Annotated in this window: 14 protein-coding genes; 5 read left to right on the top strand and 9 right to left on the bottom strand. The window is 40.6% G+C overall.

The annotated features are described in order from the left end of the window. Positions 1–10: 10 nt before the first annotated feature. Positions 11–2,266, bottom strand: a complete 2,256-nt coding sequence (locus IEE83_RS06005) for a tetratricopeptide repeat-containing sensor histidine kinase (RefSeq protein ID WP_194119712.1) — start codon at positions 2,264–2,266, stop codon at positions 11–13. Positions 2,267–2,590: 324 nt separating this feature from the next. Here IEE83_RS06005 and IEE83_RS06000 point away from each other — a divergent pair, with 324 nt between their 5' ends. The 3 genes from IEE83_RS06000 to IEE83_RS05990 all read left to right on the top strand — a co-directional run bounded on the left by IEE83_RS06000 (position 2,591) and on the right by IEE83_RS05990 (position 5,769). Next, the gene (locus tag IEE83_RS06000; RefSeq protein ID WP_194119711.1) at positions 2,591–3,376 is read left to right on the top strand and encodes an alpha/beta hydrolase; all 786 of its coding nucleotides are present in this window, start codon (positions 2,591–2,593) and stop codon (positions 3,374–3,376) included. Positions 3,377–3,426: 50 nt separating this feature from the next. Beyond that, on the top strand, positions 3,427–4,437 hold the full coding sequence (locus tag IEE83_RS05995) for an alpha/beta fold hydrolase (RefSeq protein ID WP_194119710.1): 1,011 nt from the start codon (positions 3,427–3,429) through the stop codon (positions 4,435–4,437). 192 nt (positions 4,438–4,629) lie between these two features. After that, the gene (locus tag IEE83_RS05990; RefSeq protein WP_194119709.1) at positions 4,630–5,769 is read left to right on the top strand and encodes an epoxide hydrolase family protein; all 1,140 of its coding nucleotides are present in this window, start codon (positions 4,630–4,632) and stop codon (positions 5,767–5,769) included. On the opposite strand, the gene IEE83_RS05985 is transcribed toward IEE83_RS05990, so the two are convergent. Further along, positions 5,766–6,221 carry an NUDIX hydrolase gene (locus tag IEE83_RS05985; RefSeq protein WP_194119708.1) on the bottom strand — a complete coding sequence of 152 codons (456 nt, stop codon included), beginning with the start codon at positions 6,219–6,221 and terminating at the stop codon, positions 5,766–5,768. The genes IEE83_RS05990 and IEE83_RS05985 overlap by 4 nt on opposite strands. Positions 6,222–6,238: 17 nt before the next feature. Next, positions 6,239–6,844: an alpha-ketoglutarate-dependent dioxygenase AlkB family protein gene (locus IEE83_RS05980; RefSeq protein ID WP_194119707.1), complete on the bottom strand. Its 606-nt coding sequence runs from the start codon at positions 6,842–6,844 to the stop codon at positions 6,239–6,241. A gap of 214 nt (positions 6,845–7,058) precedes the next feature. On the opposite strand from IEE83_RS05980, the gene ligD reads away from it, so the two are divergent. Further along, positions 7,059–9,785, top strand: a complete 2,727-nt coding sequence (gene ligD, locus IEE83_RS05975; RefSeq protein ID WP_194119706.1) for a DNA ligase D — start codon at positions 7,059–7,061, stop codon at positions 9,783–9,785. A gap of 115 nt (positions 9,786–9,900) precedes the next feature. On the opposite strand, the gene IEE83_RS05970 is transcribed toward ligD, so the two are convergent. After that, positions 9,901–10,254 (bottom strand): hypothetical protein, encoded by a 354-nt coding sequence (locus IEE83_RS05970; RefSeq protein WP_194119705.1) that lies wholly within the window; start codon positions 10,252–10,254, stop codon positions 9,901–9,903. Between the two features lie 202 nt (positions 10,255–10,456). Between IEE83_RS05970 and abc-f the strand changes: the two genes are divergently transcribed. Continuing rightward, on the top strand, positions 10,457–12,043 hold the full coding sequence (gene abc-f / locus IEE83_RS05965) for a ribosomal protection-like ABC-F family protein (RefSeq protein WP_194119704.1): 1,587 nt from the start codon (positions 10,457–10,459) through the stop codon (positions 12,041–12,043). Between the two features lie 72 nt (positions 12,044–12,115). On the opposite strand, the gene IEE83_RS05960 is transcribed toward abc-f, so the two are convergent. The 5 genes from IEE83_RS05960 to IEE83_RS05940 all read right to left on the bottom strand — a co-directional run bounded on the left by IEE83_RS05960 (position 12,116) and on the right by IEE83_RS05940 (position 18,248). After that, a complete protein-coding gene (locus IEE83_RS05960; RefSeq protein WP_194123311.1) occupies positions 12,116–13,030 on the bottom strand; it encodes an oxidoreductase in 915 nt (304 codons plus the stop codon). A 121-nt stretch (positions 13,031–13,151) separates the two neighbouring features. Continuing rightward, positions 13,152–14,105, bottom strand: a complete 954-nt coding sequence (locus IEE83_RS05955; RefSeq protein ID WP_194119702.1) for a helix-turn-helix domain-containing protein — start codon at positions 14,103–14,105, stop codon at positions 13,152–13,154. An 84-nt stretch (positions 14,106–14,189) separates the two neighbouring features. Next, on the bottom strand, positions 14,190–15,641 hold the full coding sequence (locus IEE83_RS05950) for a sensor histidine kinase (RefSeq protein WP_194119701.1): 1,452 nt from the start codon (positions 15,639–15,641) through the stop codon (positions 14,190–14,192). A gap of 81 nt (positions 15,642–15,722) precedes the next feature. Next, positions 15,723–17,375, bottom strand: a complete 1,653-nt coding sequence (locus tag IEE83_RS05945; protein ID WP_194119700.1) for a ligand-binding sensor domain-containing protein — start codon at positions 17,373–17,375, stop codon at positions 15,723–15,725. Positions 17,376–18,065: 690 nt separating this feature from the next. Continuing rightward, positions 18,066–18,248: a hypothetical protein gene (locus tag IEE83_RS05940; protein ID WP_194119698.1), complete on the bottom strand. Its 183-nt coding sequence runs from the start codon at positions 18,246–18,248 to the stop codon at positions 18,066–18,068. Positions 18,249–18,901 lie beyond the last annotated feature (653 nt).

Raw genomic sequence — 18,901 nt, 5'->3', positions numbered from 1 at the left:
TTGGGTATTTTCAGGCTATGGATTCTGCGTGGCCTTCTGGCTGATATACAAAACTGATTCTGATTTCTGTTCCGCCATGACTATTGATTTCCAGTTTACCACCAATATCATCACAAAGTCCCTGAATCAGCGCCAGGCCGAAAGTATTGTTTTTTTGTATGTCAAAATCATTACTTATACCTATGCCGTTATCTGAAATGCTAAGGATGAAATTTTCCGGAACTGTCTGTTCAAGAACAATGGTGATAATTCCACTCCTGTCACCAGGAAAGGCATATTTTATGGCATTTGTAATCGCTTCGTTCAAAATAAGTCCAAGAGGAATGGAATAACTGATATTCATTTCCACACGCTCCACCTGAATATTAAAAATGATCGGCTGCCGGGAATCAAAAGAATCTTTCAGGTAAGCTACCATTTCGTGGACATAGGCAGAAATATCAATTGTCGACATATTTTCAGTTTGATATAGTTTCTGGTGAATCATCGACATGGACTGAATCCTGTGCTGACTATCGGTTATGGCCATTCTGGCTTCATCTGTTTTCAAAAATTCAGATTGCGAATCCAGCAACCCAGCCACCATATGCAGGTTATTTTTCACCCGGTGATGGATTTCCTTGATCAGCCATTCTTTTTCTATTACCAAACGGCTCAGCGAAATATTTTTCCTGTTAATCTCTTCCTGCTGAACCTGCATGTTAAGGTTGATCTTCTGATTGAGCCGGTAGCTGTTATAAAGCAGCGAAAGTATGATCAGCAGCATCGCAATACTGACCAAGGTAATTTTCTGCACAAGTGAAGCCTGCCTCAGCATTCCTGCCTGAAGCTGTGATTGTTTGGTTAGCATCCCGATGTTTTCATCCTTCTTTTCAATATCATAGATTACTTCAAGTTGGCCAATTTCCCGAATTTTTGTCTCGTTAAAAACGGAATCTTTGAGCGCACTGTAATGTTCATAATTACCCATCGCCGAAACATAATTTCTCCTCGCAGAATCCAGTCTTGACTGCCACAAAAAGTTGGCATATTGATTTTTCCTGTTTTGTGATCTGCCGGCAAGCTCTTTGTGCAGCGGCAGATATTTTTCAGCTTTTGAATAATCCTGTGTTGCCAGATAAAATGGAATTACGATACTGTAAATTTTATTGTGCAACTCCTCACGGGAGGTAAGATGTGAAGCTATATTCAGCAATTCATCACAATAAATTTCTGCTTTTGCATTTTGTTTAAGCTGCCTTAACGTAGAAATGATTGCGTGATCAATCATGACTCTTCCATCAACACCCGCCGCTGTATATTTTTTTTCAATTTTATTTAAGAGTGCCAAAGATTCCACTGGCCGGTTAAGCCCGTTCAAAGCAAATGCCTGGTTGGACGCCACTTCATAAATCGCATCAGCATCTTTGTATTTCTCGGCAATTGTCAGAGCGTACTTGTAATATTGATGCGCGTTTTCAAAATCCCCTAAATCAAAGTAGGTCATCCCGATACGATTGTAAATAGTGCACTGCTGAATACTGGTGTCGCCGACTTGTTTTGCCGTAGCAAGTGCAAGCAGGCCATATTTTATACCTTCCCACGGATCACCTAAATCAGAGTATACGCGCCCAAGCAAATCATAAACACCCATCAATCTCTTGTATTTGATCGACTGAAATATTTTCAGTGAATGTTTTAATGTTGCTAGCGCCTGACCCGTATTCCCCTGGATAAAATACAAATCGCCAAGCTCTTTCAGAACATGACCTTCCTTTTCACGATTTCCTGCCAGCCTGAAATTATGTAGCGACTGCTGCATGAATTTAATTTTCTCTTTAATTTCATTTTCAGAAAGGGAATAAAATCCGGCCAGGGTAAAGTAACTTTCACCAAGCATATAAAACGCCTTTGCCCTCGAAAAAACCTGTATTGCTTTATATAAATAAACCCTTCCCTTTTCCCGTTCCTTTTTCTTTGGCAAAATCCTGGAAAGCTGTAAATAACTGTATCCCTCACCTTTTGGATATACGAGCGTGGTACTCAACCTACTTGCAGCCATTGAATAAAACAATGCAGAATCAATAGCAAGAGCACTTTCGTTTTTCCGATGTGTATACTGATCACTCAATTGAAGCAATATCTGGACTCTATTGGTATCGCTTGGGCTTTTTTTGAGTTTAAGCAAAAGCGGCTTCGCTTCCTCAATCGAAAAAGGACCAGGATCCTGCCCGAAAGATGGTGTTGTCAGTATTAAAATGCAAAAAACAGTAATGAATTTCAGCATAATGGTTGGAGTATTTATGCATTTCAATCATAAAGTATACCAAAAAACAAGAATACTTGCCGTAATTAATAACCGGCGGCATTGTCTCTGCTAATTTGCTGATGTAGAACAAGTAATATTAAATAAAATCATTGAAATATTTATTATACGTCAGCGGTCAATTTGTGATTTAGACCCGACAAACTTTATTTCGTCCGTTTTATCTCTTCAAAACGATATATCGTCGCCTTCCTCCTTATAAAAGTAATCAACTAACTGTGATATAACTGTTTACGTATAGGGCATACATTTTGGTCTTTGCTTGGCAAATCAACTTAGCCAAATATGAAAGTCCTTCCTTCTAAAACGATTCTATTCGTAACCGGAGCCTTTGTAAGCAATGCCTGTTGGGATGAGTGGAAAACTTATTTTGAAACCAAAGGATACCAGACCCTTGCTCCCGCCTGGCCCAATAAAAACGCTTCGGCAGAAGAACTTCGAAATCGCCAGCCCGACGCCTTGATCGCCTCTATGCGCTTGTCTGAACTTATTGAATACTACGCGGGAATTGCTTCCGGCTTGCCTGAAAAGCCCATTTTGATAGGCCATTCCATTGGCGGACTTATCAGCCAAATATTGTTGCAGCGTGATTTAGCCGCCGCCGCCGTTGCCATTCATTCGGTACCTCCGCAAGGTATTCTAACATTTAAATTATCATTTCTAATTGCCGGCTGGGGACCGCTGGGCTTTTTCACACCTGTCAATAAAAGTTTCCTGATGTCTTTCCGCCAATGGAGATACGCCTTTACAAATGGTTTGTCGATGGATACCCAGAAAGAAGGATACTACAAACTGGCGATTCCCGAATCAAAAATGATCGTTCGCGATACCATTACCAAAGTTGCCAAAATTGATTTTGAAAAACCGCATGCCCCCTTACTACTCATCTCCGGAACCGCCGACCATACCATACCGGCGTCACTCAATTATTCCAATTTTATAAAGTACAAAAGCAGCGGATCTGTAACAGATTACAAAAAATTTGAGGGCCGGACACATTTTGTACTGGGTCAGGAAGGTTGGCAGGAAGTAGCAGATTATGCACTTAAATGGTTGCAAAAACAAAACTGATTATACTTTTTAAACACCAGTTATATTTCACATTTTACTAAATCAATCTTATGAAATCAGCCAGCCATTCCGCGAAAGGCATTGCCTCAGGCAAAAAATTCTCCTCTTTTTATCTCACATTTTCGATCCTGTTTTTCCTTACTTTTTTGATTTTGGAAAATGATACTAAGGCAGCCACCACCGATCCGGAAAATAATCCTGCTGATACCAAACCAGCAGATCCGCCGGCTAATTTCAAACATCAGACAGCCCTTGTCAATGGTGTGAAAATCCACTACGTTATTGGCGGGAAAGGCGAGCCTTTGCTATTAGTACATGGTTTTGGACAAAACTGGTTTATGTGGAACAGGCTCTTACCTGAACTTTCCAAACATTTTACCGTCATCGCGCCGGACTTACGTGGTGTGGGAGAATCGGACAAGCCGGATACCGGTTATGACAAAAAAACAATGGCGACCGATCTTCATGAACTGATGAAAAAACTTGGCTACAACAATATCAACCTTGTTGGTCACGACATTGGTTTGATGGTTGCCTATGCTTATGCGGCCCAGTTTCCATCGGAAGTGAAAAAAATTGCTTTGCTCGATGCGTTGCTACCCGGCATTGAACCGGTTTGGAGTCAGGTTTCGGCAAGTGCCTGGTGGTTTGGATTTTTTGGCTGGCCGGCTTCGGGAAGTATTGTTAAAGGTAAGGAAAGAGAATTCCTGACCAACTTCTGGCCGATGGTTGGACATGTTAAAGATCCTTTTACAAAACAGGAAACGGATGAATTTATTCGCGCCTATGCGGTTTCCGGGGGCACCGCAGGAAGTTTCCACTGGTTTGGCGCTTTCAAACAGGACGCTATCGACAATGTTGAATTTGCCAAAAAGAAACTGCCGATGCCATTGCTCGCCATGGGTGGGGAATATTTCGCCGCAGCATTTTTAAAAGAACATTCTCTATTGGTGGCAACAAATGTGAGCGAAGTTCATATCAAAGGTTCCGGTCATTGGGTGGTACAGGAGGGGACAGACCAGGTTCAGAAAGGTTTGCTTGATTTTTTTATGGCTAAATAAATGCAGCAGTTGCTATAAAAGTTACGTTTAACCGGAATATCTGACCTTTTCAGCGATTTATTTTTAACTAAACATTTGATTATCAACGCCCCGTTATCATTCTAAAAATTTAAAGCAAATTCCGGCTTTTGAATCTGCTGATGTTAGTATGGCACTTTTTTTGTGAAGGTTTACAAAAAAACCATAAGAACTATGAAAACGGAATTCAAAATTGATATTGCCGGACAGGTTTTAGAGGATCTGAAAACCAGACTGGCTGAAACGAGATGGCCGGACGAAATAGAAGAAAGCGGCTGGAATTACGGAACAAATCTGGCTTATACGAAAGAATTATGTCAATATTGGCAGAATAATTTCGAATGGCGCAAACAGGAAGATTATCTAAATTCCTTCACTCATTACCAGTCTGAAATTGACAATTTCAGACTGCATTATATTTATGAAAAAGGAAAAGGATCGCACAATATACCGCTTTTGCTCACACATGGTTATCCTGATTCTTTCGTCAGATTTTTGAAAATTATTCCTTTACTAACACAGGCTGATGAAAATGGTTTTGCTTTTGACGTCGTTATTCCTTCTATTCCAGGCTACGGGTTTTCTGAAAAACCTTCAAAAAAAGGAATGGATCCAGCCAAAATAGCGACACTTTTTGCACGTTTGATGACAGAAGAGTTAGGTTATCAGCAATTTACCGCCCATGGCGGCGACTGGGGAAGTACCATCACAGAACAGTTAATTACTCATTTTCCAAAACAAATTACCGCTATTCATTTGACGGACGTCCCGTATAAACACATTTTCAACATTCCCACGGACGAACTTTCGGAAGAAGAAAAAAAGTACATGGAGGAAGGAAAAAAATGGCAAATGCAGGAAGGCGCCTACGCCATGATCCAGGGAACAAAACCTCAAACGCTGGCTTATGGTATCAATGATTCCCCGGCTGGTTTGGCGGCCTGGATCATAGAAAAATTTCGAACTTGGAGTGATTGTGACGGAGCTATTGAAAGCAGATTTTCGAAGGATGAATTACTAACCAACATTACAATTTACTGGGTAACGGAAACTGCAAATTCTGCATTCAGGATTTACTATGAAAGCTTTCATATGCAGGACTCAGGAAATACCAAAAAGCCTCAAACCCCGGTTGGACTAACTACTTTTCCAAAAGATATAGTTCCTACTCCAAAACAGTTTGCGGAGAGAATTTTCAACCTGAAATACTTCTCAAACATGCCGGAAGGCGGACATTTTGCAGCCATGGAAACGCCCGAACTTCTGGCCAGTGAGATTCGTAAATTTTTCATAATTGAAAGTAATAATACTTAGGAAATTAACATACTAAGCTCATTAAGCAGCGGAATCTGACGTTCATTAATCTTTAATTTTGCTTCATCAATCGTAAACCACTCCCCTTTATCATTCTCCGGAAATTCTTTCATTTTCCCGGAATTTGGCGGCCAGACCATTTCAAAAGTATTGCTTACAATATTTTCTGCATCAATATCTCCTTCCAGTGCCCAGGCATGCACCACTTTCCCGCTTTTTTGCGTGATGGGTTTCAGTTCAATAAATTCTCCTTCCAGCACTTTTCCTGTTTCTTCTTCAAACTCCCTTTTTGCAGCATCAATAGCCGTTTCCGTATGGTCAAATTCCCCTTTTGGAATAGACCAGACACCGAGATCTTTTTTTGCAAAAAACGGTCCGCCGGGATGCACCAGGAATACTTCCGGTTCTGATTTTATTCTGAATAACAAGATTCCTGCGCTTTGTTTGGCCATGCTGACTTGTTTTATTTTTAAATGATAGAACGAAAAGTAAGGTTGATCCTTTCGTTATTTAATTTTTTCGACTTCGGAATACGGTGTTCCCAGTTATGCTGCAAATCCCCCTTCATGATCAGCAAAGAACCATTTTCCAGACTTAACCCATATTTTCGGCTATGATCGGATTTATTACGAAACTCAAATTGCCGCGCCTGTCCTATACTCAAAGAGGCAATGTGGGGATTAATACCCAGTTCTTTTTCATTGTCGCTATGCCATGCAACCGAGTCATTTCCGTCTCTGTAAAAATTCAACAGCACACTATTAAATGGAAGGCCGGTAGCTTTCTGTATTTTTTCTTTCAATTCGTATAACTCCAAAGTCCATGGAACCGGATCAAACTTTGTGCCCGAAAACTGATAAGACTTATTGGAATCCCCAAACCAGGCGGTTAATCGCGGTGTGATCACTTCTTTTCCATACATCTGAATAATTTGCTGCCGCCAGGGGGTTTTCTTAATTAGCTGATGCATAAGCGAAATACTTTGCTGAGGGTCTAAAAATCCTGGAAAATATTCCAGAAGGTTTTCGGGAAAACTCAAACTTTCATTCGCATCGAAAAGACTTAATTGCTGCATACCCGTTAAATTTTCTGGTCGTTATTTCAGATTTATTGATAAAGTAATTCCTCTTTTCAGCTCAGGCATATTTTTTGTTTCAACACTCCTTACACATATAAAAAACAAAGTTTTCAGGCAAAAGTTACCCGTCCCGGCCGGCAAAATTTAATCTTTCCAAAGCGGCTCTGTGATGCGGTCAAAATTCAATCCGAATCTTTAAAATATACAGACCATGACATTAGTTAAGTATAAGGAAAAGAGATCGTTCAACAAGACGCCGGAGCCAACGGGGGGCAAATCCAAGGCTGCTTCCCTGCGTTTTGTTATCCAGAAACACGCTGCATCACGTCTGCATTATGACTTCCGTCTGGAAATGGATGGTGTATTAAAAAGCTGGGCCGTACCCAAAGGACCATCCACTGATCCATCCGTAAAAAGACTGGCGATGATGGTAGAAGATCATCCATTTGACTATAAAGATTTTGAAGGAATAATTCCGGACGGCAATTATGGCGCAGGAACCGTGATGGTTTGGGATGAAGGAACTTACGAGCCCATTGAACCAACAAAAGGAAGAGAAAAACAGGAAAAAAAATTGCTCGATGAGCTGCAATCCGGTTCACTGAAATTCATCCTTCATGGTAAAAAACTGGAAGGTGAATTTGCTCTTGTAAAAACGAAGGGTATGGCCGATAATTCCTGGCTGCTTATCAAACATCGTGACGAATTTGCCAGCGATGAAGATATAACGGAGATGAATAAATCAGTTATTTCCGGGAAAGACCTTGAAAAAATAGCGGAGACAAGTGAAAATATTTATGGTTCCGATGAAGAAAAAGAACCTGAAAAAGAAACAAAAAAGTCCGCCAAACCTGAATCAAAAACGACCGTTAAAAAAAAACTAAAAAAACAGGTTGATCCCGATAGTTCCGAGGTTCCGAAAGCTTACATTGACGTAAAAAAGGCGCTAAAAAAAGGAAAAAAAGAGAAGTTTCCCGAGTTTTTTACCCCTATGCTGGCTACTTTGGTAGATGAGCCTTTTGACGATCCGGGTTGGGAATATGAAGTAAAATGGGATGGCTATCGAGCGTTGGCTTTTTTGAATAAATCGGAAATTGAACTTCGATCCCGAAATAATAAATCATTTAATGACAAGTTTTATCCGGTTTTTGATGCCGTTAAAAACTGGGGAATAAATGCAGTCATTGACGGTGAAATTGTGGTTGTTGACGATAAAGGAATTTCTAATTTCAACTCCCTTCAAAACTGGCGCAGTGAAGCAGACGGGCAACTTTTATACTATGTTTTTGATGTGCTCTGGTTAAACGGGCAAAACCTGATGGAGTTGACATTGAAAGAACGTAAAGCAATTCTGCAAACGCTGATCCCCGAAGATAGTATCATCAAAAGCGGATTCAGTATGGATGCAAGAGGCACCGAATTTTTCGAAGTCGCCAAAACCATGGGACTGGAAGGAATTATTGCCAAACGTTCCGACAGCGTTTATTATCCCGGTGACCGCTCAAAAAACTGGTTAAAAATAAAGGTACAAAAGCGCCAGGAAGTGGTAATTGCCGGTTATACGCGCAATGAAGGAACTTCGAAATTATTCAGCGCCCTGCTTTTAGGCGCTTATCAGGATGGAAAATTGCAATATGTAGGGAAAGTGGGGACCGGATTTAATACCAAACAGCAGAAAGAAATGCTGGAAATGTTCAAGCCGCTGACCACAAAGAAAAGTCCATTCCAACAAATTCCCGACTATAATAAACCGTCCCGTTTCCGGCCAAATCCACCGGATGCGTCAGCAACCTGGCTTGAACCTAAACTGGTTTGTGAAATCAATTTTGCAGAAGTAACCGAAGAAGGCGTATTCCGCCATCCTTCATTTGTAGCAATGCGGGAAGATAAAAATCCAAAAGATGTGGTAAGAGAGACAGAAGCACCAACGGAAAAAGTGGTAAAAAATTCCGAAGACAAATCCGAAAAAAAGGAAACAGAATCGATTATCAAGGCTCCGGGAAAATCAGACAGGAAAACTTTACTGAATCCAACCGAGAAATCGCAGGTACGAAAAGTGAATGGCAGAGAACTGAAATTCACGAATCTTGACAAGATATTCTGGCCTGAGGAAAAATACTTTAAACGGGATATGTTAAATTATTACTATCAGGTCGCGCCTTATATTTTACCTTACCTGAAAGACAGGCCGCAGTCGCTGAACCGTTTTCCCAACGGCATCAAAGGGCCAAGCTTTTATCAGAAAGATGTAACCGGAAAAGTACCAGAATGGGTTGAGCAATTCCCGTATCGGGCAAACGATGATGATCAGGATAAAAATTATATGCTTTGCAATGACGAAGCCAGCCTGCTCCTGATGGTTAATATGGGCGCCATTGAAATAAATCCATGGAGCAGTAAAATCCAGAAACCCGATAATCCTGACTGGTGCATTCTGGATCTGGATCCGGATAAAACCAATACTTTTGAGCAGGTTATTGAAACAGCCAATGTCATTAAAGAGATTCTCGACAATGTAAAAGTGCCCGCATTTTGTAAAACTTCCGGCTCTACGGGAATACATATTTACATTCCGCTTGGTGCAAAATATGACTATGACCAATCCCAGTTATTTGCCAAATGGGTAGCTTCAAGCGCCAATGAGGCCTTGCCCGATTTCACGAGTATCGAGCGAATGACGAAAAACAGGAAGGGAAAATTATACATCGATTACCTTCAAAATCGTCCGGGAGCGACGCTGGCCGCTCCCTACTCTATCCGCCCCAAACCTGGAGCAACGGTATCAATGCCACTGCACTGGACTGAGGTGAAAAAGGGATTGCAAATGAAAGATTTTACGATTGTCAATGCCCTTGAAAGAATAAAATCAGAAGGTGATATTTTTAAGCCGGTGATGGAAAAAGGAATTGATCTGGAAGAGATTTTGGGGCAGATATAAATTTTAAAGTAACGGAATAAGGTTTCACGAAAAGCAGGTAAGAAAAGGCAAAGCCCGCAAAGTTAAAATCTTTGAGGGCTTTGCCTTTTTCTTGTATTGCTCTGCGTGAAATTTGTTACCGATTATATTTCCTGATAAACAACCCGCCCAAAACCGTAACCGGGGCAAAAATCAGGATCGCAAGAATTTGCGTCCAATGATTTCCTTCTGATTTAAACATGGAAAATGCCGCAAAACCGGCGAGGATAAATGCAAGAATATAATTTAATTTCAAATCTTTGACACCTGCGATAAATTGCGTAACCAAACCCGCCAGGAATGAAAAAATCACTCCATAAATCGCGGTAAAAATCATAAACAGAATCGGCGCATCGGCATGCGGCCGCTGTCCGGAAAATCGGAAAAGTGCCAGTGATGACACAACGAAAATCGCATAACCTACGACAACACTGATAAATTTCCTAATCATATTTTCCTTGCCTTTTTATTTAAGAGAATAATTTAACCATCACCGTCAACCATCAGAAATTCTGCCATTTTAAGATTTTTATTACCTTTGCAGCAGAAAACACCTAAATACATTTCTAAATGTAAGATATAATTTCTTTCAGAAAAATAGATGGCGGCCACACAAGGCTGCTGTAATTATTCATTCTCAAAAGAAAGAAATTATGCTTTTTCTTCAAGGTGTTACTTATGCACATCCCAATCGGGATGTCCTGTTTGGTGATATAAACATGATTATCAACAAACAGGAAAAAATAGCTTTAATCGGCAATAACGGTACCGGAAAATCTACCATTTTGAAAATACTGGCAGGTGCTCTTACTGTTTCTTCCGGTCAGGTCAAAACCGATTCAAAGCCTTATTATGTTCCTCAAATTTTTGGACAATTTAATGATTATACCATTGCGCAGGCTCTTGGCATTGACGCCAAACTGACTGCTTTACAGGAGATTCTCGAAGGTCAGGTAACCGAAGAAAATCTGTCACTTCTGGACGACGACTGGGCAATTGAAGAACGATCCATAGAAGCGCTGATGCACTGGAACCTCCAATCTTTTGATCTGAATCAGAAAATGGATACCCTGAGTGGCGGACAAAAGACAAAAGTTTTTCTTGCCGGCATGATGATCCATACGCCGGAAATTGTTCTACTGGATGAGCCCAGCAATCACCTGGATAAAACAAGCAGAAATATCCTTTATGATTATATCAGGACAACCACAAATACCTTGGTAGTGGTTAGTCACGATATAACCTTACTGAATATACTTCATAAAGTTTTTGAACTTGGTAAACATGGAATTACCGTTTATGGCGGCAATTACGATTTTTATGCAGAACAAAAACGGATTGAATCCGAAGCTTTGAACCAGGATCTGCGAAATAAGGAAAAGGCCTTCCGAAAGGCCAGGGAAGTGGAAAGAGAATCAGTGGAACGCCAGCAAAAACTAGATGCGCGCGGAAAGAAAAAACAGGAAAAAGCCGGACTTCCGAAAATTTCCATGAACACATTTAAAAACAATGCAGAGAAAAGTACCTCCCGCATCCGGGACGTTCATACCGAGAAAGTTGATGCCATTGCGCAGGATATTAGTCAACTGCGAAAAGGATTAGCTGATGTAAATAAAATGAAAGTGGATTTTGACAATTCTGCGCTTCATAAGGGAAAAATACTTGTTTCCGCAAAAGACATCAATTACGGATACTCTGATCAGATGCTTTGGAAAAATGCGCTAACTTTTCAGATTACCAGTGCTGAAAGAATTGTGATTTCCGGTTCAAACGGCTCCGGTAAAACAACGCTTATAAAAATGATTTTGGGCGAATTTTTACCGCAGTCAGGGATCCTGGAAAGAGCTGATTTCAAAGCAGTTTACATTGATCAGGATTATTCTTTTATTGACAACAACCTCTCCGTTTATGAACAAGCTCAAAAATTCAATTCGGGGATTTTGCAGGAACACGAGATAAAAATCCGGCTCAACCGTTTTCTTTTTACAAAGGAGTATTGGGACAAACCTTGCAGTACACTTAGCGGCGGAGAGAAAATGCGACTGATACTTTGTTCGTTAACCATTAGCAACCAGGCTCCGGATATGATTATCCTGGATGAACCGACAAATAATCTTGATATTCAGAACATTGAAATTTTAACTTCTGCCATTCAGGAATACAGTGGCACGTTACTGATTGTTTCTCATGACGAACATTTTTTGGAGCAAATCCATGCAGATCGGTTCATTCATTTATAACCACATTTCACAGTTATTTTTTTCAATAAAACCGGCACGAAAAGCCGGTTTTGTTAAAAAAAACAGTTCATTTCATAGAAATTTTTGCCCTGTAAACTGCTCTGCCACTGACCACAATTTCCGGTTAACAGATTCATTCAAAGCAATCTGGTCAATTTCCGCCTGTACAGGAAATCCTCTGAATCCGCCATCCTGATCAGGCTGATAAAATCCTCCTGGTATAACTTCCGAAGAAGTGGCTGCATATAGTGACGGCAGCGCACCCTGCCAGGGTTCCATGAGCGGACCCATTTGTTCAACCGCTGCATCATAGGCATCCTGGCTCATGTGCCGGGCAAGTCCGGTAGCATTGGCTCCTGGCTGGGCGATCAGGGAAAGAACGTGATCACCTGCCGCGATAATTCTTCGCTGCAATTCGACACCAAAAATCGTCGTGGCCAGTTTGCTCTGGCAGTATTCTCTTGAAGCATCATAAGATTTCTCCGACTGCAAATTGCCAAAATCAATCTGTCCATGCAGATAAGCTATACTGCTCAGTGAAATAATCCGAGAGCCGCCAGTTGCTGAAAGCAATGGGTATAGCAATGCGGTAAGTGCAAAATGTCCCAGAAAATTTGTCCCGAATTGCAGCTCAAATCCTTCCGTAGTTTTTGCTTTTGGAGGATTTGCTACGCCGGCATTATTGATTAAAATATCCAGGAGGTTGTGATTTTGAAGAAAATTTTCAGCAAAAATCTTTACAGATCCCAGGTCTGACAAATCAAGCAAACCTGTTTCCAGAGTGCCCTTGCCGCCTTTTTGTTTCATTTCCCCCAAAGCTTTTTCGGCATTTTCTAAACTTCTGCAAGCCAGTATCACATGGGCGCCCGCTTCATACAACCCAAGCGCGGTTTCAAAACCAATACCGATATTGGCTCCTGTTACAATGGCCGTTTTACCAGCCTGATTCCCAATATTATCCTTTGTCCAGCTTTTTTCGTTTTTCATGATTTCTGCCTTTTCTGTATCCGGATTACTGTAATCCTTTGCTGATACAAATTTACCGGCCATCAAAACGCTGAAATTATGCCATTCAAATAATTACTTATGAAAAGGAAACCATCGGCCGTCAGCTACCCGCTATCGGATCAGAATTGCTTACAAGCTGATTGCTGACAGCCGGTTGACGAAAGCTGACCGCCTCTTTACGAAACTGATTAGGTGACAGCCCCGTCTGCTTTTTGAAAAAGATATTAAAATTGGAAGCGTGTTCAAAACCCAGACAGTATCCAATTTCCCCAATGTCCCAGTTGCTGTGCATCAGAAGATCCTTTGCTTCCTTGATAATTCTTGTCGAGATAAGTTCCGTTGTTGTGCTGCCGGTTGTTTCTTTAAGTGCCCTGTTCAGGTGATTGGTATGAATGGCCAAACGGTTTGCAAATTCATTGGCATTTTTAATTTCCAGGGCATGCTGTGTTGAAAGAATCGGAAATTGTTTTTCCAAAAGGTCGATAAAAAGCATACTGATCCGCGTTGCAGAATTTCCTGAATTCTGCTCTTTCATCGGCTCAATTTTAAGGGCTTCATGCATGATAATCTGAATATAACTTCTCAGAAGCTCATATTTATGCGCATAATCTGAATTCATTTCCCTGATCATCTGCTGATAAATCCCCGACAGAAATGTAATCGTTTTTTCATCTGCCACCAGCACATGATTTCCCTCCGCATGAAAAAGAGGCGACCGCGACAGACTTTCTGCTTTAAGCTGGTGACTGATAAATTCTTCGGTAAACAAACAATGGAAGCCGCTGTCATTTGTTGATAGCGGCTTCCATGAATAGGGAATCATCGGGTTGAAGAAAATCAGGACGCCATCTTTGAGGTGAAAAGTTTTATCAGCAAAAGAAAGAATTCCTTCTCCCTTTGTGACCAGTGAAATCTTGTAAAAATCCCTCCTCGAATGCGGTAATGGGGTTACTCCGCACAGATCCTCAGTTCTGTAAACGGTAAACTTTCCCGGTTCCGAGTGATCCCGTAAAAGCCGGTGATGGAAAACGCTGGCTGTCTCTTTCATTTTCATAAAACAATATTATGAAAATCAAACAACAAAACATATCCCTGCAACTTTCAGCACCGGCTTTTTTAGCTCAACAAATTTTTTATTTTATTTAAACAGCAGATGAAAGCTGGTAACATCCGTTTGCGTCACGCGCAGGCCTACACCTACCAGCGCAGCAATTTCCTTGACAATCAAAAGTCCCAGACTTGTTCTCGTTTGTCCGACCTGCATTGGCAAATGTATACTTTCAGTTTCCGGGGTGTTGATCATTTCCTGTATTTCCGTTGGCACGCCTACGGTGGTATTGGAGATCACAAGTTCGCCCTCATTTTCGCCGCTGGCATTAAAATAGATGCGAATCGTGCCTTTCCGGGTAAACTTGGCTGCATTATCGATCAGGTTATGAATCATAATTCCCAGCATCTGATAATCACAATAAACCACGGTATTACTGGAAATCTCGTTTTTAAAATCTGAACCATTTTCAGTGATCATGTTTTTAAAAATTTCAAACTTTTCATCCACCAGCAATTGAAGATTGATCGCTTCATAATGCAGACTGTTTTGAAAAACATGCGCCTTGATATAGTCAAGCAAACCTTTCAGCAGATTGCTCATTCGCCCGGACGAATCAGCAATCATTTCACCCAGCATAGCAACATCTTCATATTGCGCTTTTTGTATCATTTTAGGAATATTGCCGGATGTAAGTCTTATATAATTCAGCGGCGACTGGATATCATGCGTCATGGACGTCAAAAGCCTGGAAAGCATGTGCACCTGCCGGGACATTTCATTTTTGGATTCTTCCAGATCGGTCAACGTCTGGTTCAACCTGCTTGTGCGCCTCGAAACAAGTTCTTCCAGTTTTATATTTTCCCGTTTTACGACCCGCACGCTATACCAGTTATAAAGATAAACCAACCCTATCAGGATAAAGAGCAACAGGATTTCTGCCCAGATTGTCTGGTACCATTTGAGTGGTACAATGAAATATATTTTTTTTATCGTGTAATTATTGATGCCAAAACCATTCAGTTTTCTGATGATCAGTGTATAATTCCCGGAATTGAGGCTCGAAAATTCGATATCTAAATCCTTATCCATAGGAATCCAGTCTGGCGGAGCAGCCAAACGACTTTCCTTTACCAGCACATAAGAAAGTTTCAGATTGTAATTATTGCCAAAATACGCCGTCGAAAAATGAAGCTTGGTCTGCCCCGGATCCATCGGAAAATAAAGCGTGTCATGAGATGGAATAATGGTTTTTCTGTTTACCTCCGCTTTGTCCAGAATAATATTCCCGTCGGCTCTGTCTTCCATAATATCCCCCGGTCTGAACCCGACCAGACCATTTAGCGAAGGCAGCAAAATATTGCCGTTTGCCAGCCTGACTCCGCAATGATCGCAGCCATTAAATTCATTTGTCTTAAAACCCTCCTCTTTGGTATGATAAACATAAAATAACTCAGATGGCACCGAAGCATTCTGCTGATCTTTGTTGTGCTTTATTTTTTCAATGGCTTCTGAATAGTGAAGCAGATCTTTTACAGTCATTTGAAAAAGACCTTTGTTGGTCGGAATCCATAAATAATTCCCCTCAGGCATAATACTGTGCGGACTCGCCAGATATTTATTTTAATCCAGCGGAAAATTCACCAGACAATCATCCGCTTTTAAAAGCATAAGTCCTCTTTCCAGACCGGTGAGCCAGATATTTTTCTGTGCGTCAGTATATATACTTTTTACATAAAGCTTTTCCGTTCCGGCAATCAGCTTTGGTTTTCTTAAACGAAGATTTAAACGATATAAACCAGTGGTTGTCCCTACAAGGAGATGTTCCGGATCCTGTCTTCTGATAACGGTAGTATGAAAAAATGGACTTTTTATAATATTTACCGCATAAGGAATCAATACATTCAAATCCAGCCTGAACAAACCTTGCAGATCCGATCCGACCCATAGTTGATTGCTGATATCGTCGTAAAAAATCGTTTCTATGTTATACTTAAATTGCCATATACCGGTAACCCTTTTATTTCTCAGATCTATCCGGATTAACATATGTCCTCTTTTTATCCAGACATTGCCATTCCTGTCTTTTGTAATAATTAATTTGTCATCCGGATTTATTTTCCTCAAAACCGGGAGTTGTGCGTCAATATCTTTTCCTACTACTGAGCTTTTGCCAACGATTCTTCCATCTGCGGTCAAAACAGTATTTTCATCAAAGGGAAGCATAGCATAAAAAACATTGTCACGAAAGTCCCCTTTGATGTTGATTGCAGAAAACTGATGTTTACTCAATACAAAAAGCCCTTCCGTAGCACTTCCCAGAAATACTTTTTTGGTGCCATAGTCATAATATACTCTTTCAATACCTTTTGATTTAAAATCAAAATCCTCAACCAGCAGCGTTGTTTGCAATGACCCATCCGGCTTGTCTTCAAGTAAATAAAGGGCATCTCCAAGGTACAGGAATGTCTCGTCGGCTACATTATTCCAGTAAAAACTGATATTTCTCCCGTTCGTTTTAAATAACGGATGTTCCGTAATATCTCCTTTTATCGATTTCTCCTCTATTTTAAGATCAGAGACCCGGGTGATTGTACCCGCTTTCTGATCAAAGTAACATAACGACGGGCCCATTACAAAATAACTCCAAAGGTTGTTTCTTTTAAAGGGCCTGCTGTATTTCAGTTTCCAGTTTTCGAAATACCTGATCCGGGTGCTGTCGCAAAGATAAAAGTCCTCGCTTGTGTTTCCTGCACGAAGCAAATATTGAGGAATTTTCCTCAGTTTATCCAGAAAATTGGGGTAACCAGTTGCCTGAAAATAGTGTGGATATTGTTTATTGAAAGGTTTGAGTTTTTCAACCTGTTCTTTTGAATAGGCCATATCTAAAACAGCCTTTCCCTTCTCAATACGGACGCTCTCCCAACCCAGAAAAAACATATAGTTTACAGCATTTCTGCCTTTGATATAACGCCCGGCTTTTTCAATGGCTACATCCTTCCGCAGCGAAGGTTGTACAAAAATGGATCTTGTGTTGGTAATGCCAAGATTAAATTTATTGAAAATATAAAACCGCGATCCGTCATACCGTACCAGGCCGTCCTCCGTACCCATCCAGATAAAACCGTCTGAATCTGCAAAAAGTGATTTAACACTATTTTGGGGAAGACCATTGTCACCATTGTAATGTTCTACATTGTAGTGTTTTTGGGCATGGGCATGCCCTGACAAAAGAAAAATTAATGCCAGATTTAGCAGTAATAGATTTTTTTTCATAACGTATTATTTTAGAGGAGGATTAGATACTGTTTTATGTGGCTTCCATTTTCAAATAACTAATCAAATCCGTCACATTATGTACGACAGATTTGAAGAAAGTCACGGACGACATCGAATTTTTTCTAAAAAAGTTCGACACCGCTGGTTGTTCCTTACTTTTTAAGTCTGGTCAGTTCAATATAAAACGTTGAGTAGGTTGTATTGAGGTAACGATCCGGCTTGGAATCGATACCTCGAATCAGGACGCATTTGTATTCTTTCAGATGATAAAAGTTATCAAAATCACGGTTTTACTACAAACGTAACGAAGCACTTTCGCAGGCAGCCTAGTCCAAATTAGAAAAATTTCGATGATTTTGTAAGATTTTCGTAAAACGGTTGCAGAGTATTTGGCGAATTAATTTAAAAAAATAAGCAGGACAGCGTAATAAAAGATAATTTGTTTTCCAACACGTAGTACAAATCAATTCATTACAAAAAGATATATTTCCGACAGGTCAGAAATCGGTGTTTTCAGATCGTCAGTTTTTTTTTATCCACAACTTATTTAACGGTAATATCTGCATTTCAACCGGAACAGGAGTAATTCCGGCATATGATATGTCCACCTCATACATCTTCTAAGTGCCTTGTAGTATTAGTAGTATTCAGAAAAGCGATGAACGGTAACATTGGCAAGAGATGATTCTATCCTGCCGGTTTTGGGCCTCTACAAATATTCAGGCCGACGTTTCTTTCCTTTGTACCACTAAAATTTTTTGGAACACACACTTCATCAAACATGAAAAAATCATCTGCTTTTTTATCGCCGGTGCGTAAAAGTAACCAACCCGGCTCACCGCAAAAACCGGAAAAATCATCCCAATCCAAAGACCGGATCTTTTATATACTCCTGCAAAATATATCCCAATCATAATGCATAAAACGGGTGTGTCGTCGTGCGCCGTCAGGCTGGATACATTAGCCCTGTATATCAGGACAGAAGCATAGGAAAAGGAAGAGCCCAGGCCGGAATCCAAAACGTACACATCTTCGACAAAATGCAGGAGATGTTTCTACAAAAGGACGCCGGGTACTCTACAAAGAAAAGCCATGGTATTTCTCAGATTTGAAGCATGGAATATTCAACGAACGCTTAGCAGATTCAAATTGTGACTAAAAAACCACCTGAATGCCTGAATAACGTACGGAATTGACAAAAATTGCCCCGCAACCAAAAACACAACACATATATGAACAGATTTTCCGCTTCCAACTCAGGTGCATTATGGTTTAAGCTGCTGGTTTTGCTGGTACTGATGTTACTCGTAAAACTCTCCCGGCCATAAAAGCAGACCTGAAACAGAAGCGACCAACCCTCCTCTTTTAAAATCTAAAACAAAACCTGTAAACACGATCACACACTAAAAACCCAGAGCACCCGGGCAGCAACTCCGAAGCGGACGTTTTGACCCAGCCAGGCCGGTTATCCTGCGCACACACAAAAAATTAACCATTTTAATGAATTACCATACACACATTTT

The sequence above is a fragment of the Dyadobacter subterraneus genome, from assembly GCF_015221875.1.
Lineage (GTDB): Bacteria > Bacteroidota > Bacteroidia > Cytophagales > Spirosomataceae > Dyadobacter > Dyadobacter subterraneus.
This window is presented reverse-complemented; position numbering and strand designations above follow the sequence as displayed.